Source organism: Streptomyces sp. NPDC058665, from assembly GCF_042714995.1.
GTDB lineage: Bacteria > Actinomycetota > Actinomycetes > Streptomycetales > Streptomycetaceae > Streptomyces.
Map to the genome: position 1 here is coordinate 108,276 of NZ_JBHXRX010000022.1, position 16,076 is coordinate 124,351.

Here is a 16,076-nt window from a genome sequence, read left to right on the forward strand (position 1 = left end):
GCTCGGATGGAAACGGCGCGTCCCGGATAGTGCCCAGTCACAGGGGGATCGTCAGGCCCTGGTTAAGCGGAGCGCTCGAGTGCAGCATCTGATTCAGACTCGCCGGGGCGGCTCACACTGCTCATCGCCTCGGTACGGCCTGCGAGCAGAACGCCTTCCGGTGGTCTTCACAACCATCGGCTTCGCCCCTGGGCCCCGCCGTTCATCCACGACGTCGGGCACCGCAGCAGACGAATTCCCCATCGCCACTTCTGCCGCTGCACGGCGGGAGCGCGGAGAAATACTGGAGGAGCATGTGGCATCACAGTCCCGAAAGAAGCGTCGGCCCCGTGGATTCTCTCGCCGCAACTTCATCGGCGGCACCGGAGCCGTGGTCGCTGGAACCGTAGTGGCCGGCGAGTTGGCGTCCGCTGCGCCGGAGAAGTCGGAAGGCCTGGTGACGGTGCGCGCGGTCATCAACAACCGTACGCAGCAGCTGGAGGTGGATCCGCGCGCCACGCTTCTGGACACCCTGCGCGAAGACTTGGACCTGACCGGGACGAAGAAGGGCTGTGACCGCGGGCAGTGTGGTGCCTGCACCGTGCACGTCGACGGACGCCGGGTCGTGTCCTGCCTGACGCTGACCGCCACGCTGGACGGCAAGAAGGTCACCACGATCGAGGGCCTCGCCCGCGATGGTGAACTCCATCCCATGCAGAAGGCGTTCGTGGCCCATGAGGGCTTCCAGTGCGGTTTCTGCACACCCGGGCAGATCATGTCCGCCGTCGCCTGCGTCGAAGAAGGACATGCCGACAGCGACGAGGACATCAGTGAACACATGTCCGGCAACATCTGCCGGTGCAGCGCCTATCCCGGCATCAGAGCGGCCATCACCGACGCCCGGAAGGAGATGCGCTGATGCGTGCCTTCGACTTCGACACCCCCCGCAGTCTGAGTACCGCCGTGGACCGAGCCACCGACAACACCCGGTACCTGGCCGGCGGCACCACCCTGGTCGACCTGATGAAGCTCGAAGTGATGGCACCCGAGCGAGTCCTGGACATCAACCGGCTCCCACTCAAGGGCGTCAGATACGACCGGGACGGACTTTTCCTGGGTGCGCTGGAGCGCATGAGCGACGTCGCAGAGCATCCCCTTCTGCGTGGCAGCTACCGCGTCATCTCCCAGGCATTGGAGCTCAGTGCCTCCCCGCAGCTGCGGAACATGGCGAGTATGGGTGGGAACCTCCTGCAGCGGACCCGGTGCGGCTACTTCCGCGACACCACGATGCCCTGCAACAAACGAGAACCCGGCAGCGGCTGCCCCGCGCTCGACGGTGAGAACCGTGGGCACGCGATCCTCGGCACCAGCACGTCCTGTGCGGCCACCCATCCCAGTGATGTGGCCGTGGCCCTCGTGGCCCTGGACGCCCAACTCCAGGTGTACGGTCCAGGCGGCCAACGCACCACCGCGCTAAAGGACTTCTACCGCCTGCCCGGCGACACCCCGCATCTCGAGCATCACCTGCGGCCCCGGGAGCTGATCACCGCGATCACCGTCCCACCACTGGCAAAGACCACCCGATCCGGCTACCTCAAGATCCGCGACCGGCAGTCCTACGAGTTCGCTCTCACCTCGGCCGCCGTGGCGCTCCGGATACAGGGCAACACCATCCACGAGGCGCGGATAGCCGTCGGAGGCGTAGGGACACGACCGTGGCGACTGCCCGCGGTGGAAAGCGCGCTGATCGGCAAGCCGGCCACCGAAGCCACGTATGAGACGGCCGCAGCCCAATCCATCGAGGAAGCACGTCCCTTGGCCCACAACGAGTTCAAAGTCGAACTGCTGCGGCGCACCCTGGTGCGTGCTCTGATCACTGTGGGAGGCGCCCGATGACCAGCAAGATCCTCGGAGGCGAGACGGACCGGGTCGACGGACCGGCGAAAGTCACCGGCCGAGCCCAGTACGCCTCCGACCACAATCTGCCGGGCATGGCGTACGGCTACGTCGTCCTCAGCACCATTGGCCGCGGCCGTATCCTGGAGATGGACACCGAGGCCGCTCTGCGGGCCCCGGGCGTCGCAGCCGTCCACACACCGTTCAACGCCTTCAAGCTGTACGCGCCGCTACCCGGCTTCGGTGAGAACTTCTCGCCTCTCCAGGACCGCACCGTCCGCTATCGCGGACAAGTCATCGCCCTGGTCGTGGCCGACAGCTTCGAACAGGCCCGTGACGCTGCCGCCCTCGTGGTAACCCGCTATGACAGCGAGGACCCCAAGGTCTCGCTCGCCGCGGGCAGTCCGGGCATCAGTGCCCCTGGGCGACCGGGCGACCCGCCCGCACGTTCAACGCTGCTCGCGCCGGGTGTGAAGTCCCTGGACGAGGCCCTGGCCGCCAGCAAGGTGACTGTGAAGGCCACCTTCTCGCAAGCCGCTCAGCACCACGTCGCGATGGAACCGCACGCCACCGTCGCCGTATGGCGGGATGGTCATCTGACGGCTTACACCGGATCACAGTTTCCGCCCAGGCATGGGGTGTCACTCGCCACGCAACTCGGTGTCGCGGTCGACCGGGTGCGTGTCATCTGCCCTTATGTCGGCGGCGGGTTCGGCAGCCGTGTCATCTGCTGGAGTGAGGCGACCCTGGCCGCCGCGGCCGCTCTCGAGTTGGAGCGCCCCGTCAAGCTCGTGCTCACCCGGGAGCAGGTGTTCACGGTCGTGGGCCACCGCAGTGCGCTCACCCAGACCGTCCGGCTCGGCGCTCTCGCCGACGGCACCCTGAACGCCGTCAGCCACGAATCCGACTCCGCCATGCCGCTTGTTGGCGGGTGGCCCCTAAGGCCGGCCGATGACGTCTCGGCAGTCCTCTACAAGACGCCCAACCTCGCCATCGACCAGCGCGTGGTCCCCCTGGACATATCTCCGACCTGGGCCATGCGCGCCCCCAACGAAGCACCTGGCGCTTTCGCCATCGAAACGGCGATGGACGAGTTGGCCGTCGCCTTGAACATCGACCCCCTGGAACTGCGTCTGCGGAACTACGCCACGGTCGTACCCGGCACCACGCACCCCTGGTCGAGCAAGCATCTACGGGAGTGTTACGAAGTCGGCGCCAAGAGATTCGGCTGGTCAAAGCGGCGGGCACGCCCCCGGAGCCGGACCGAAGGCCAGTGGCTGATCGGCACAGGAATGGCCACCGCCATCTACCCGGCCAACCGCGGCCCCGCCAGCGCACGCATCCGCTTCCACGACGACGGCACCGTCACCGTCGCCTCCGCCACCTCCGACCTGGGCACCGGCTCCACCACCGTACTCGCCGTACTCACCGCCGACGCGCTCGAGATCCCGGTCCGCCGGATCACACCCCTCCTGGGCGACACCACCCTGCCCCCTGGCGCCGCCGCGGCCGGTTCGTCTGCCACAGGAAGCACGACTCCAGCCATAGCGTCCGCGGCGCAGGCGGCGATCAAGGCGCTGGTCGATAAAGCGACCACCCATCCGGACTCACCGTTCCACGGCAAGGAACCGGACGAAGTCCGCTACCGCAACGGCTTCCTCAGCACACACAGCAACGACGCCATCAGCTTCTCCTCCCTCCTCAAGGTCACAAAGACATCCGGGGTCGAGGCCGTCGGAAGCTCAGAAGCACGCACCGACGACGGCTCGTACGCCTACCACGGCTTCGGCGCCCACTTCTGCGAAGTACGCGTCAACCGCTACACCGGCGAAGTACGCGTCAACCGCTTCACCACCGTCGTCGACGTCGGCCAAGTAGTGAATGCCAAGACCACCCGCAGCCAGATCATCGGCGGCGTCATCTTCGGCATCGGCCACGCCCTGCTCGAAACCAACCCCATCGAAGCCACCGGACGACTGGCCTCCAGCAACCTCGGCGACTACCTCGTCCCCGTCAACGCCGACATCCCCGACCTCGACGTCCACTGGCTAAACCACCCCGACACCGTCTACACACCCCAAGGGGCTCGAGGAGTCGGCGAACTCGGCACCGTGGGCTCGGCTGCCGCGGTCGGCAACGCCGTGTACAACGCCACAGGCATCAGAATCCGTGAACTGCCCATCACACTCGACAAACTCCTCGACTGACGATGGCTCTCGTCGGCATCCGTTCTGCCCGGCGCTTGTCCGTCCCCCTCCGCCCCGGGAGCGGTTCAAGCGGCAGCTCGCCACGCGTGTGCCACCGGACCGGGTCAGGCGCCCGGAGGAGGTCGCCGCTGTTTCCATCGGGGTCCTTGAGGACCGGTAGCGTGTCGGGGCGGACGCCGGCTCAGCGGCCGGCGTCGTCGACTTTGGATGATTCAGTCGAGCAAGTCTCGCCCGACCGTGATGTCGTGTAGACCACCGGGCCAGGCGATGTATTCACGGAAGCCGGTGACCACACTCTCGTGCACGACCAGCACGAGAAGGAGATGGTTGGCCGTCATACGGCCCTGGACGATGCCCTCTGAGCGGATCTCGAAGCCCACGGCACTGCCGTTGGCCAGCACATTCTTGATGACCAGTGTGGTGCGCAGTTGTCAGCCAGGAATGAGAAGAACCGGGCGGCCTCGGCCAAGCCCACGCCGGTCGGAGGCAGCCCGAGCGAAGGAACGCTGAATCGTACGTCCTCGGCGAGCATGTGCGTGAACGCGGTCCAGTCACCAGTGGGCGCACCGTCCACCCACCGTCGCGCGGCCTCGGACGCCACCGCGATCCGCTCGGCCGCAGACGAGTCGGAGGGACTTCAGCAGGACCGCCCCTCCGCCTTCGCCGCGGACATAGCCGTTGGCCCGCGCGTCGAAGGTGTGGCACTCACCATCCGGCGAGATCGCTCCCCATCGCGACGAGATGGCCGAACTCTGCGGCAGCAGGCCCAGGTTGACCCCGCCCGCGATCGCGAGCAGCGACTCCCCTCGCAACAGACTCTCGGCGGCGAGGTGCACCACCACCAGCGAGGAGGACTGGCCGCTGTCGACCACCATGCTCGGCCCGTGCGAGCCCAGCACATACGACAGGCGGTTGGCGATCGCGCTGCGATGTATGCCGGTCATCATGTGCTGCGACGTGAGCGTGTCGTCCGAATACGCCAGGGGGGCGTAGTCGTCCCACATGGCACCCACGAACACGCCCAGTGCGGAATCCGGTACGGACGCGGGCACGACACCGGCGTCTTCGAGAACCTCCCAACCCAGTTCGAGTATGAGCCGCTGTTGCGGGTCCATGGCTGCGGCCTCGCGCGGCGATATGCCGAAGAACCCGGGATCGAACCGGTCGACGTCGTCGAGTACGCCACCCCGGAGAGTCGAGGACGGCTTCCCGGTCTCCGGTCGGCGCGTACCCCACCGGTCGGGAGGGGCGCTGGTGATCGCGCTTTCTCCGTCACGGAGCAGACGCCACAGAGCCTCCGGCGTCGGCGCCTGCGGAAATCGGCAAGCCATCCCCACCACGGCGACGACATCGTCCATGTCACGCATGGTCACACTCCTCTTGCACACACGACGGCTCCGTCGGCTCCGGGAAATGGTTGGGGTGTGGCGGCGAAGAAGGATCGGGCGTCGCAGACGACGTGGTCTTCATCAAGGTCTCCCGGCGATGTCCGGGCATCACGGCGGAGTCGAGCCGGACGCGGCTGTGGATGCGTGAGGGTCTCCGCGACGTCTCCGACGACCGCTCTCCCTCATCACGCCCCTGACACAGTGTCACCGGTGCACCCTGGGACTGTCGGGTCCCGGATGCGCACTGGACAAGATCTGCAGCCCGTGCACCCGCAACGGCGTTCGCCCGAGAACTGGTTGCCGCCCTGTCATGTGCTGTACGGATGCTGCCGAACCGCGTCAACTCCGCGAAGGTCCCCCGGAGCGCGTCCACTTCGTGCCCGCCGCGACAGAAGCCGCTTGCGCCCCGCGTCGATTCACCACCGCGTGGTAGTTCTTCCTACCGATGTCCGTCCGGCCCAGAGTTGGGGCACGGCCACATCCATCACTCGACTTCTCGTTCCCGATCCTGCGGGACGACCTCGCCGACGCGGCCCTTCAACGGCGCTGGAGTCGCGACTTCCTGATCGCGTCGTCGGTCGGGCGAGAACCGGTGTGGATCACAGCCGGCGGGGCTGCCGTTCCCTGCGGTAGGCCTGCGGGGCATGGCCGGTCCAGCGCCGGAACGCTCGGACGAAGCTCGACGGTTCGGTGTAGCCGAGACGGTGGGCGACCTGCTGGACGGTCATGTCGGTCCCGAGCAGCTCCTCCGCCAGGGTCTGCCGGACCTCGTCGGCGAGCACCCGAAACGAGGACTGTTCCGCATCGAGTCTGCGGGCCAACGTTCGCGTGCTCGTCCCCAGCTCCCTGGCCACCTCCGGGAGGGACGACAGCGCCCCGGACCTGCGCAGCAGCGCGTCCCGCACCGCACCCGCGACACCCGCGCGGGCCCGCCGACGGTCGAGCAGCTCACGACAGATGTTCTCGTAGTTGCGCCAGGCCCACTCGTTGGCCTGCGGAAGCGGTTGCTCGAGGTAGGAGGCGTCGAAGCAGAACGTGTTGTCCGGGGCGTCGAAGGTCGGCGTGATGCCGAACAGATCGGTGTATCGGGTGATGTCCGCGGGTGCCGGGTGCCGGAACCGCACTGCGGTCAACGGCAGGTCGGCGCCCATGACGTCGTGGATGAAGACCTTGGTCGCGGCGCTGTTGCGTTCGACAAGGAACGTCCGCAAATCGGCGGGAATGTGATCACCGTCGATGCTGAGTACGGCCTCGCCGTCGACCTCGGCGAAGGAGAACTTGACGAACACCCAGCCCAGGTCGCCGTAGCGTACTCCGACGTCGACGGCCTCCCGCACGGTGGGGCTGGTCGCGATGGCCAGGCCCCATGCACCGTGCATCGCGACGTGATAGCGGCTTCCGGCCACCATCGAGAGCCCCGGCAGCTCAGCACCCAGACGGCTCAGGAGGTTGCGCACCACCGTGAGCTCCTGGCCGACGGTGACCTCGGCCTCCAGGGCGCACAGCTCGGCCGAATCGATGCCGGTGCCGGCCAGGCAGTCGGCGAGCGCCAGCCCGTACTCCACGCCGAGCTCGGTCAGCAGCCGAACACTGGTCGCGCTGATCGGGAGATCCAACTGCATGCCCGCTCCCGTCCACCGCCACCCGCCCTGGCTGAAAATGACAATACCTCGGCATGGGATGTCCTGGGGCGGTTCCTGGGCCGTCACTAGCGTCTGTTGGGTCAGCATCCGGCAGTTCAGCCCCGCCGAGAAAGGCGAACGACGACGTGCCCACCCTCCGTATCAACGACGCCGTCGACCTCCATTACGACATCCACGGCCCTGCCCACAGCGGTGGCGGACCCGTCCTGCTCGTGGCCGGTACCAGCACCTCGGTCGGACACTGGACGCCCACGATCATCGACAGCCTCGCGGCAGACCGTCAGATCATCACCTACGACCACCGCGGCATCGGCGCCTCCTCGTCGCACACCGAGCCGGTGTCGATGGCCTCCCTCGCCGCGGACGCCGCCGCACTGCTCGACAAGCTCGACACCGGCTCGGTACACGTCATCGGCTGGTCGCTGGGCAGCACCGTCGCCCAGGAGCTCGCGCTCGCCCGACCCGATCTGGTCGCGTCGCTGCTGCTCTACGACACGTGGGCCCGCGGCGACGGACTCCCCGCGTTCCTCGACAGCCCGGTCTTCGAACAACTCGCCGCATCTATCCTGCCGCTGTTCCCGCAGACCGCCGCGCAGACCCGAGCGGTCGCCCACCAGTGGGAGGCGAACCTGGCCCACGACGCCCTCGACCGGCTGCCAGGGATCGACCGCCCGACGACCGTCCTGGTCGGTGAGCAGGACGTCCTCACTCCGCCGCGGCAGGCCCGTGTGGTCGCCGACGCGATCCCGAACGCTCAGCTCGTCCTCGTCGAGGGGCCAGGCGCAAGCCACAGCCTCCACGTCGAGCGCCCCGCCGAGTGGTTGCACCGCGTGCGGTCCCATCTGGCACGCTGCGCGTCGCCACTGCATGCCTGATGTCGCCGACCGCTGAACCGGACACCACACCGGCGGATTCGACGACCACCCAGACCGTGGACATCGCCGTCGTGGACAGCGGGTTCGCGGGCGCATTGGTGCCGCGATCCGGCTGTTTGGGGCAGGCCGTCACGACGTCGTGGTGTTGGAGAAGGACGACACGCTCGGCGGCACCTGCCCCGACTGCCCCTTCCGCCACCGCACACGCCGGGTGCGCCCCGGCGACCACGAACTGCTCACTTCGTCCGCCCGCCAAGGCCGGGAGGACGAGTCGTGCCTGGGAACCGAGGAAGGCAACGTTGATCGATAGAACCGGACTGGCCGAGTTCCTGCGCCACCGCCGGGAGTCCCTGCAACCTGAGGACGTCGGCCTCATACGGGGGCAACGACGCCGGACCAGCGGGCTGCGGCGCGAGGAAGTCGCGCACCTGTGCCACATGTCGACCGACTACTACGCACGACTCGAACGCGAACGCGGCCCCCGGCCGTCCGAGCAGATGATCGCCTCGATCGCCGAGGGCCTGCACCTCTCACTCGACGAACGCGACCACCTTCTCCGCCTCGCCGGCCACCGCCCATCCGCTCGGAGTACCGACAGCGAATACATCCCCCCCAGCTTGCTGCGGGTGCTCGACCACCTCACCGGCACCCCCGCCGAGATCGTCACCGAACTCGGTGAGACGCTGCGCCAGAGCCCGATTAGCGTCGCCCTGACCGGGGACACGACCCACTACAGCGGCCCGGCCCGCAGCAGGGGCTACCGGTGGTTCACCGACCTCACCGCCCGCGCGCTGCACGCGGCCGATGAGCACGCGTTCCTCTCCCGGATGCACACCTCGGCCCTGCGTCGGCTCGTCACCCTCCGCGGGCCCGGCTCCCGGGCGACGCACCTGGCCGATCTCCTCCTCGCACGGAGCGAGGAGTTCCGGCGCCTGTGGAACAACCATGAGATCGGCGTCCACCCTCGCGACAACGAGCGCTTGGTCCATCCCGACGTGGGCCTCCTCGAGCTGAACTGCCAGCGGCTGCTCGACCCGAGCCACTCGCACATGCTGCTCGTCTACACCGCCACTCCGGGCAGCGAAAGCCACGAGAAGCTGCAGAGACTGTCCGCGCTCGGCGCCCCGGCACTGACATGACACTCCGCTCCCGGCCCCCGCCATCCGACGAAGGGGCGGATGGTGGGCCTGGCTGCCAGCAGGACGACCGGGCCCTTCTTGCTCAAATTCAGCGCGCGCTCCAACGCCGGGAGGATCGCCGGAAGTTGAGCTCGAAGGTGGTTGATCTACCGGGTACGATCGTTGACCAGGTCAGTGCGACGGGCGGTGAGAGTGCGCGGGTCGACGGCTGTCTCGTCGCCGGACCGCAGCAGACCGAGGTCTTTGCTCATGCGGGCCTGGTCGGCGATGACGAAGCCGTCTCTCATCTGTCTTGCCCTGGCCTCGATACGCGGTCGACGCCTGGCCCACGGCCGGCCGGTGATGTAGACCATCGGCTGGTCGTGGTTCAGCAGCAGGCCAATCAGCGACGCGGCGCCGCCGTGGTTGATGTCCACCGTCCACAGCGTCTCGCCGGAGAGCGCCGGCACGTCTGAAATCAGCTCCATTAGGGCCGTCTCATCGTTGAGGACTCGGCGTGAGAGTAGACGCTCGCCCTGGGCATCCAGCACCACGCAGTGGTGGTGTCCCTGCCGATGTCCACTCCGGCTCAGATCTGGGCACGGTCACCTCAGCCCGGCTCGTCGTCCAATGACAGTCCCGCACACGACCTCGCCGACGTTGTCCTACGAAGCGATCAAGCCGCGTATCCCAAGCTGAGTCGCTCCGCGGCGGAGAGCGTGTCGTCGTGTTCATCGGCTTGCGGTGTACGTCGCCCACCACTTCGGTCGGCCGGTAGTGGCCGGCCGGGGATGACATCTGCCCGGGGAAGATCTCGCCCGATCGCCATGGGCGGAATTCATCATCTCCCGGCTCCAAGCAGGGTCGGGGACTGGCGCGGTGGCCTGTGAGGACTCCGTGTCCAGCCCCCGACCCTGCTCAGGCGCGCACGAGTGCACCCTGACGGATGAGGTCAAGGAGTCCGGGAAAGTGGTCGTCGAGCTCCGCGCGGCGCAGCACAGGGAAGCGATGCGTCCCCTCAACCCTGCACACCGTTATGCCGGCGTTCAGCAACTTTGAGAGGTGATACGAGCAGGTCGACGCCGGTAGCGAGACCGATTCCGCGATCTGACCGGCTGTGCGCAACTCGCCGTCGAGCAGCAACTGCACGATGGCGAGTCGGCTCTCGTCGCTGAGCGCATCGAACACCTTGGCCAGGCTGGGGATCGGCATGGGGGTCGATGTCCGAGGTTTGCGCGTCATGCAACCCATGCTAGCGTAGGCATCGATATTTCCAAGAACCTGGAAATTTGGAAGATCGAAGGAAGACTTCACCATGGCTGACAATGACCGCATCCAGTACCTCCTCGACCGGATCGAGATTCAGGACAAGGTCGCCCTCTATGGACTGGGCCAGGACCTGCATCAGGCGGATAGCGGGGACGGCAACGTGCTCGCTCAGTGGGGCGAGCTCTTTACCCCCGACGCCGAGATCGACGCCACCGACGCCGGAGCCAAAGTCTTCGGACTCGGTGAGTACACCGAGCTGATGCGTGGCAAGGATCTCGTCGGCGGCATCGAGGGGCTGGGTTTCTCCTTCAACGCGTGGCAGCACATCGAAGGACACGCGACGGTGACGATTGACGGCGACACCGCCCACTCGATCGCTCCGCACCTGCACACTCACGCCAACCGGGACGGGTCCAGCAACACGTTCGCCGTGGGCTACTGGCACGACGACTGGGTCCGTACGCCCGCTGGCTGGAGGATCTCCCACCGTCGCGTGGAACAGCTCTACTTCCACACGTTCCCCGTTGTCGCGAACCCCCAGCTGGTGTCGGGCGTCTAGGCTGAGCCCAGGCGTACAGCCCATTTTCCCCAGGTGGACACGTCGAACTGTGAGGCTGTGAGGTGCAGCGTGACATCGCGTATCCACTGCCGCATCCACGTTCTTACCCGGCGGAAGCCAGGGCTCGGATCAGACGATCCAGTGAACCCCTGAGCCCGGAACGTTCGAGGTGACCGGCGTCCCGCCGTCGTAAGGGGCGCCGTCCGGCCAGTCGTAGCACCCGACCCCCGGGGGCCCCGGCATCTGCCCGGAGCTCGAGGAAGTGGTCCTGATCGGAGAAGAGCTGACAAACGGCCACGAGTACGCACGCGATACCTGGGCCCGGATCACTCACAAGGACACGCTCGCCCAGCGCTCCATGCCAGAGCGGGAGCGGTGCCCGCTGTCCGGAGAGCCGAAAAGAGCGGCCGCTCCCCGCCCCGTCGTTGACGGGCTGCTGCGCACGGTCCCGCCCACACCGACCCAGGGAGCCGGTCACCAGCAGCGGGGGCGCGACGAACCTGTGCCCGGCGTCGATTCTCTCAACGCCGGGCAGCGCGACCGGATCCTGTCCGCCTGCGGCGAGGCGATCCAGGAGCTGCCCGGCTCTCCTCGCTTACCCGTCGACGTGGTCCGCCCCCGGCTGCGGAGCCGCCATTCAAGGCATCCCGAGCGCAGGCTCGCCGGTCGCAGCCCCGCTCGGGAGGGGGGGATCGGCGGTCCGTGGCTACCTCGGCCCGCAGCCAGTAGAAATGAATTGGTCCCCGCCGGATCCCCTGCGATCGGCTCAGTCGGCAGGGTCGTGCCCGACAGCTTCGCCGACTCGCTTCCCGACCCCCGACGCTGGAAACAGCATGAGTGATCGGTGCTCCCACAACGGAGTCAGCAACCCACCAACAGCGCACTCCACCACGTCACACCAGGTCTCCGCACCGGAGCCGGCCGCCGAGAAGACCTCTACGGTCCAGGGAGACTGACCGTGTTACGAGAACCATCCCGGGCCGCCCTCGCTGACAAGGGCGTCGGCTCCCAGAAGACCGGCGAGCTACCCGCTGCGGACAACGAGGAACTCACCGTCGTACATGTCCTGTTGGTTCACGACCCCTGGCCTGGACCCAGCTTGGCCTCGGAGACCGCGTGAGAGAAGACCACGACCGACGTCCCGATGCGTGGCGTCCCTGCGCGGGCAGGGAGCCCGCGTCATCGTCACCGAGCCCGACCCGATCTGCGCCACGATGAAGCATCAGGTGATCGTGGGCAGCATCGGTCACCTCGACAACGAGATCGACCGAGCCGGCCTCTCCGAGATCCCCGGCATCGTCAGGGACGAGGTCAAACCACCGGCGCACGCCCGCATCCTCCCCGACGGCAAGATGATCACCATCCTGCCCGAGGGACGCCTGCTGAAGCCGGGCGAAGCCAACGGCCGCCTGTCGTCTGTGAAGTCCAACTGCTTCGCGGACCAGGATCTGGCCCAGATCGAGCTGTGCACCAAGCCCGGCTCCCCCGGCAACCAAGACTCTCCCTCTCCCGGAGCAGGCGATCACCGCGTCATGGCCGCTCCCGCAGAAGGCGAACGACAGCGAAGGAACACTCCATGGACGATCAGGCAAGCACCGTATCAACGCACAGAACCGGGCCCGTCTCCGCTACGGACGTGCGTCAGATCCCCGACTACCAGAAGCTGCTGCTGGCAGTGCTGATGCCGATCTCCGCTCGCCCCGCCTCCCCCGCGGCCACCTCGTATCCGCCCGAGACAGGCGTGAGGACCGACAAGGAGACCTGACAACATGACCGCCACCGGACTCGAGCCGCGCGTGGATGTACGCACTCTTCCCGACGCGCTGCGGCAGCGCAGCGAGAAACAACCCGACGATAGGGCCTATGTCTTCCTGCGTAACGGCGAGGAACCGCACGAGTCACTCACTTATCGCGAACTGCACGAGGCCGCCCGGTCAAGGGCCGCCGGGTTCGCCGCAGCAGGACTGTCCGGCCGCAGCGCCGTGCTGTTGTACCCCTCGGGACTGGAGTTCCTACGAACTCTGCTGGGATGCGTGTACGGACGCGTGGCCGGCGCCCCCGTGCAGGTGCCACGGCACCGCGACGAGGTCCTACGGCTGCGCCGGATCGCCAACGACTCCGGCACGTCCACCGTCCTGACCACGACCGAGGTCATCCGCGACCTGCGGGAGCGCTTCGGCGACCTGCCCGCGCTGGCCGGACTCACCCTGGTGGCCACCGACGGCGTGGACCCGACCGACGAACTGTGGTCCCTGCGAGCCCCACGGCACGATGGTGAACTGGCTGCCACTCTTCCACGACATGGGGATGCTCTTCGGGATCGTGATGCCGCTGTGGGCCGGCATCCCCTCGTATCTGATGGCGCCCGACGCCTTCATCCGCCGCCCGGCCCGCTGGCTGGAGGCCATCGCCCGGTTCGGCGGCACCCACGCCGCCCCGCCCAGTTTCGCCTACGAGTTGTGCGCGCGCCGCGGCGGAAGGCGAGATGAGTGGCGTGGGCGATCTGTCACGCTGGCGCGTGGCCGCCAACGGTGCCGAACCGGTGCGCTGGAGCACGGTCCGCTCCTTCACCGACGCGTTCAACCCGTACGGCTTCAACTCCCATGCCATGTGCCCCGGTTACGGTTTGGCGGAGAACACCCTCAAGGCCACCGGCACCCGTCAGGACCGCGCACCCGGCGTCCTGCGGCCCGCCCGGGCGTGATCCCGTCCTCACGAAGCAGGTATCCGTCCCGCGCGAAGACGAGATCGTGCTCGACCCAGCGCGAGCCGAGCCGCTCCTTCCACCGCTCCTGGCGCTCTCGCTGCACCTTGAGCACGTTCATCACCGCGAGGTCGACGTAGATGATCGCGTTGTCGTCCCCATCCCTGGTCAGGCGCCGCAGGACGCTCATGTTCCCGATCTCGACGACCACCCACTCAACGCGGCCGTCGACTCGTCGGTCGACCTGGCGCTGGTCGACGGCTGACAGGTGACGGGGCGAGGCCGGCGCCGGTCAGCGAGGCACCGAAACGTCCGCCGCCGAACTAAGCGGCCCCCCACCGCGCCCGTACCGCACGGCGACCAGCTCCGCGACGATAGAGACCGCGACCTCCTCGGGCGCACGTCCCCCGATATCGAGCCCGATCGGCGACCGCAGCCGCGCCAACTCGGCCTCCCCGACGCCCGCTTCCCGCAGCCGCCGATTGCGGTCCTCATGCGTGCGCCGCGACCCCATCGCGCCGATATAGGCAACCGGCAGCCACAGCGCCAGCTCGAGGAGCGGCACATCGAACTTGGGGTCGTGGGTGAGAACGCACAGCACGGTACGCCCGTCGACCGCGGTCCGGGCCAGATACCGGTGCGGCCAGTCGACCACGATCTCGTCCGCCTCGGGGAAGCGGGCCCGCGTCGTGAACACTTTCCGCGCGTCGCAGACGGTCACGTGATAACCGAGGAACTTGCCCGCCCGCACCAGCGCGGCCGCGAAGTCGATGGAGCCGAACACGATCATCCGCGGCGCCACCAGGCTCGACTCCACGAACACGGTGAGCCCGCCAGGGCAGCGCGAACCGTCCTCGGACAGCTCGACGGTGCCTGTGCGGCCGGTGTCGAGGAGCGCCCTGGCCTCGTCGGCCACGGTGCGTGCAAGGCCGCCGTCGCGCGGAAGAGCGTTCCCATCCGAACCGCCTAACGTCCCCTCGTACGCGCCCTCCGCGCGCACCACCACGGCGCGGCCGACCAACTCACCCGGCCCGCGCACCACCCGGGCGAGGGCCACACCCTCATCCCGGGCGGCCGCCTGAACAGCCTGGGCAAACAAGGACCGTTCCCGCGCGTTGGCGCCGACCGGAGTGACCAGGACGTCGATCACCCCACCGCAGGTGAGCCCCACGGCGAAGGCGTCCGCATCGCTGTACCCGAACCGTTCGAGTATCGGCTCGCCGTCCGCGAGCGACTGCGCACACAGCTCGTACACGGCGCCCTCGACGCACCCGCCGGAGACCGAGCCGATGACCGTGCCGTCGGCGTCCACGGCGACTGCGGCGCCCGGGCCGCGCGGTGCGCTGCCGCTCGCGCCGACGACCGTGGCAACGGCGAAGGCCCGGCCCTCGGCCAGCCATTCGGTCAACTGCGAGGCTATGTCAAGCACTTGGGAACGCCCTAGCCGAGACCCGGTCCGGATGGACCGGCAGCTGCCGATGCCGTGGACCTGTCGCATGGCGGGCGGCCCACCTGATGCTCGCCTGTTCGTCGTCGACGAGTAGTTGTCGCGAGGGCGCCGTGGCCGTTTCGTTCGTCATGTACCGCTCTTTCGCCGGGTGTTCGTACACCATCAAGGTTTCTCATCGCCGAGAGGACATCCACGGCCTCCCAATCCGTGGATAACCGAACCACCGCAATGCCGACGGAGGCGGACCGGCCATCGCTTCATGACGAGCTGACCACGAACCTCATCTCACCAACGCACGCCAGGAAGAGCGGTTGGGATCATGTCGGCGGCGGCAAATGGTGGTCCGGCTGCGTAGGTGAGACCGGAGAGCGTTTATCGGTGGCTTCCAAAAGCGGTTGATGGCAGGGGCCTCTCAGAATGTCGGTGCGAATTGAGAGCGCCGGAGTCGGCTCGATGGTGTGCGGCCCGACCGGAGGGGGTGTGGAAGTCACTGGAACGGTGCGTCGGGGTGGGGCCCGATCCGCTCACGGAGCACGTCATCATCTTGATCAGGCGGCCCAGTAGTCGCTGAGTCGGCCGCGCGACGGCCGGCGACCGGTCTCAAAGTTGGGCAGGTGACATGGCGGGACGATACTGCGCCGTGGCCTCGGCAGCTTGCGACTGACAGAACTCACGTGCGTGATCCCGACTCCGTCGGCGTGCTCATCTCCGGCCCCGGCGGACGTTGAGCTGTTCGTGGTTCTGTTCCGGGGTGGCTGGGCTGACGTGGACCACTTCGACGGCCTCGGCGACGCCGGACCGATATCGGCGTTCGACATCAACTCACCAGGGCCTTCGGCACCCAGCTCGATCAGTGGGTGCCGTACGCCTTCTGAAAACCGCAGCGAGAGCTAGGCCGTTTCGTTTGGATCATCGGGCTGACCACAGGAAGATGCCTGCGATGTGGAGTCCGGCCAGGTAGATCGTGGCGGTCTTCTCGTAGCGGGTG

General features: G+C 67.7%; 14 protein-coding genes and 3 pseudogenes. 11 read left to right on the forward strand and 6 right to left on the reverse strand.

Annotated elements, in window-relative coordinates:
- Positions 1-352: 352 nt before the first annotated feature.
- Genes ACFWV8_RS16740 through ACFWV8_RS16750 form a run of 3 tightly spaced genes read left to right on the forward strand, consistent with a single transcriptional unit; the run spans position 353 to position 4,082 of the window.
- Complete coding sequence (locus tag ACFWV8_RS16740) at positions 353-898, forward strand: (2Fe-2S)-binding protein (protein WP_384202015.1); 546 nt, start codon at positions 353-355, stop codon at positions 896-898.
- Entirely contained in the window at positions 898-1,875 is a 978-nt protein-coding gene (locus tag ACFWV8_RS16745) for an FAD binding domain-containing protein (RefSeq protein WP_384201977.1), read from the forward strand. Before ACFWV8_RS16740 ends, ACFWV8_RS16745 begins: the two co-directional genes overlap by 1 nt.
- Positions 1,872-4,082 carry a xanthine dehydrogenase family protein molybdopterin-binding subunit gene (locus tag ACFWV8_RS16750; RefSeq protein WP_384201980.1) on the forward strand — a complete coding sequence of 737 codons (2,211 nt, stop codon included), beginning with the start codon at positions 1,872-1,874 and terminating at the stop codon, positions 4,080-4,082. The genes ACFWV8_RS16745 and ACFWV8_RS16750 overlap by 4 nt, the downstream gene beginning before the upstream one ends.
- A 212-nt stretch (positions 4,083-4,294) precedes the next feature.
- On the opposite strand, the gene ACFWV8_RS16755 is transcribed toward ACFWV8_RS16750, so the two are convergent.
- The 3 genes from ACFWV8_RS16755 to ACFWV8_RS16765 form a co-directional block, all read right to left on the reverse strand.
- Positions 4,295-4,483 (reverse strand): hypothetical protein, encoded by a 189-nt coding sequence (locus ACFWV8_RS16755; RefSeq protein WP_384201983.1) that lies wholly within the window; start codon positions 4,481-4,483, stop codon positions 4,295-4,297.
- Positions 4,484-4,633: 150 nt separating this feature from the next.
- Positions 4,634-5,449, reverse strand: coding sequence for a polyketide synthase (locus tag ACFWV8_RS16760; protein WP_384201987.1), 816 nt, complete (start codon positions 5,447-5,449; stop codon positions 4,634-4,636).
- 620 nt (positions 5,450-6,069) lie between these two features.
- Positions 6,070-7,092, reverse strand: coding sequence for an AraC family transcriptional regulator (locus tag ACFWV8_RS16765; RefSeq protein WP_384201990.1), 1,023 nt, complete (start codon positions 7,090-7,092; stop codon positions 6,070-6,072).
- A gap of 146 nt (positions 7,093-7,238) precedes the next feature.
- Here ACFWV8_RS16765 and ACFWV8_RS16770 point away from each other — a divergent pair, with 146 nt between their 5' ends.
- Both ACFWV8_RS16770 and ACFWV8_RS16775 read left to right on the forward strand, forming a co-directional pair.
- Positions 7,239-7,988, forward strand: coding sequence for an alpha/beta fold hydrolase (locus tag ACFWV8_RS16770; protein WP_384201993.1), 750 nt, complete (start codon positions 7,239-7,241; stop codon positions 7,986-7,988).
- A 299-nt stretch (positions 7,989-8,287) separates the two neighbouring features.
- Positions 8,288-9,127, forward strand: coding sequence for a helix-turn-helix transcriptional regulator (locus ACFWV8_RS16775; protein WP_384201996.1), 840 nt, complete (start codon positions 8,288-8,290; stop codon positions 9,125-9,127).
- Between the two features lie 146 nt (positions 9,128-9,273).
- Here ACFWV8_RS16775 and ACFWV8_RS16780 read toward each other — a convergent pair whose 3' ends face one another.
- Positions 9,274-9,660 (reverse strand): transposase, encoded by a 387-nt coding sequence (locus ACFWV8_RS16780; RefSeq protein WP_384201999.1) that lies wholly within the window; start codon positions 9,658-9,660, stop codon positions 9,274-9,276.
- A 364-nt stretch (positions 9,661-10,024) separates the two neighbouring features.
- Positions 10,025-10,348, reverse strand: coding sequence for an ArsR/SmtB family transcription factor (locus tag ACFWV8_RS16785; RefSeq protein ID WP_384202002.1), 324 nt, complete (start codon positions 10,346-10,348; stop codon positions 10,025-10,027).
- A gap of 73 nt (positions 10,349-10,421) precedes the next feature.
- Here ACFWV8_RS16785 and ACFWV8_RS16790 point away from each other — a divergent pair, with 73 nt between their 5' ends.
- From ACFWV8_RS16790 to ACFWV8_RS16815, 6 genes and pseudogenes are all read left to right on the forward strand, one after another.
- A complete protein-coding gene (locus ACFWV8_RS16790) occupies positions 10,422-10,934 on the forward strand; it encodes a nuclear transport factor 2 family protein (protein ID WP_384202004.1) in 513 nt (170 codons plus the stop codon).
- 1,145 nt (positions 10,935-12,079) lie between these two features.
- Positions 12,080-12,412 (forward strand): annotated as a pseudogene (locus ACFWV8_RS16795) (adenosylhomocysteinase); the annotation flags it as partial.
- A gap of 291 nt (positions 12,413-12,703) precedes the next feature.
- Positions 12,704-13,121: pseudogene (locus tag ACFWV8_RS16800) on the forward strand (AMP-binding protein); the annotation flags it as partial.
- Between the two features lie 120 nt (positions 13,122-13,241).
- Positions 13,242-13,346, forward strand: a pseudogene (locus ACFWV8_RS16805) (hypothetical protein); the annotation flags it as partial.
- Between the two features lie 82 nt (positions 13,347-13,428).
- Entirely contained in the window at positions 13,429-13,638 is a 210-nt protein-coding gene (locus tag ACFWV8_RS16810; RefSeq protein ID WP_384202023.1) for a hypothetical protein, read from the forward strand.
- Positions 13,639-13,684: 46 nt separating this feature from the next.
- Positions 13,685-13,903, forward strand: a complete 219-nt coding sequence (locus ACFWV8_RS16815; protein ID WP_384202026.1) for a hypothetical protein — start codon at positions 13,685-13,687, stop codon at positions 13,901-13,903.
- A 27-nt stretch (positions 13,904-13,930) separates the two neighbouring features.
- On the opposite strand, the gene ACFWV8_RS16820 is transcribed toward ACFWV8_RS16815, so the two are convergent.
- Entirely contained in the window at positions 13,931-15,067 is a 1,137-nt protein-coding gene (locus ACFWV8_RS16820; protein ID WP_384202018.1) for an XdhC family protein, read from the reverse strand.
- Positions 15,068-16,076: the final 1,009 nt, after the last annotated feature.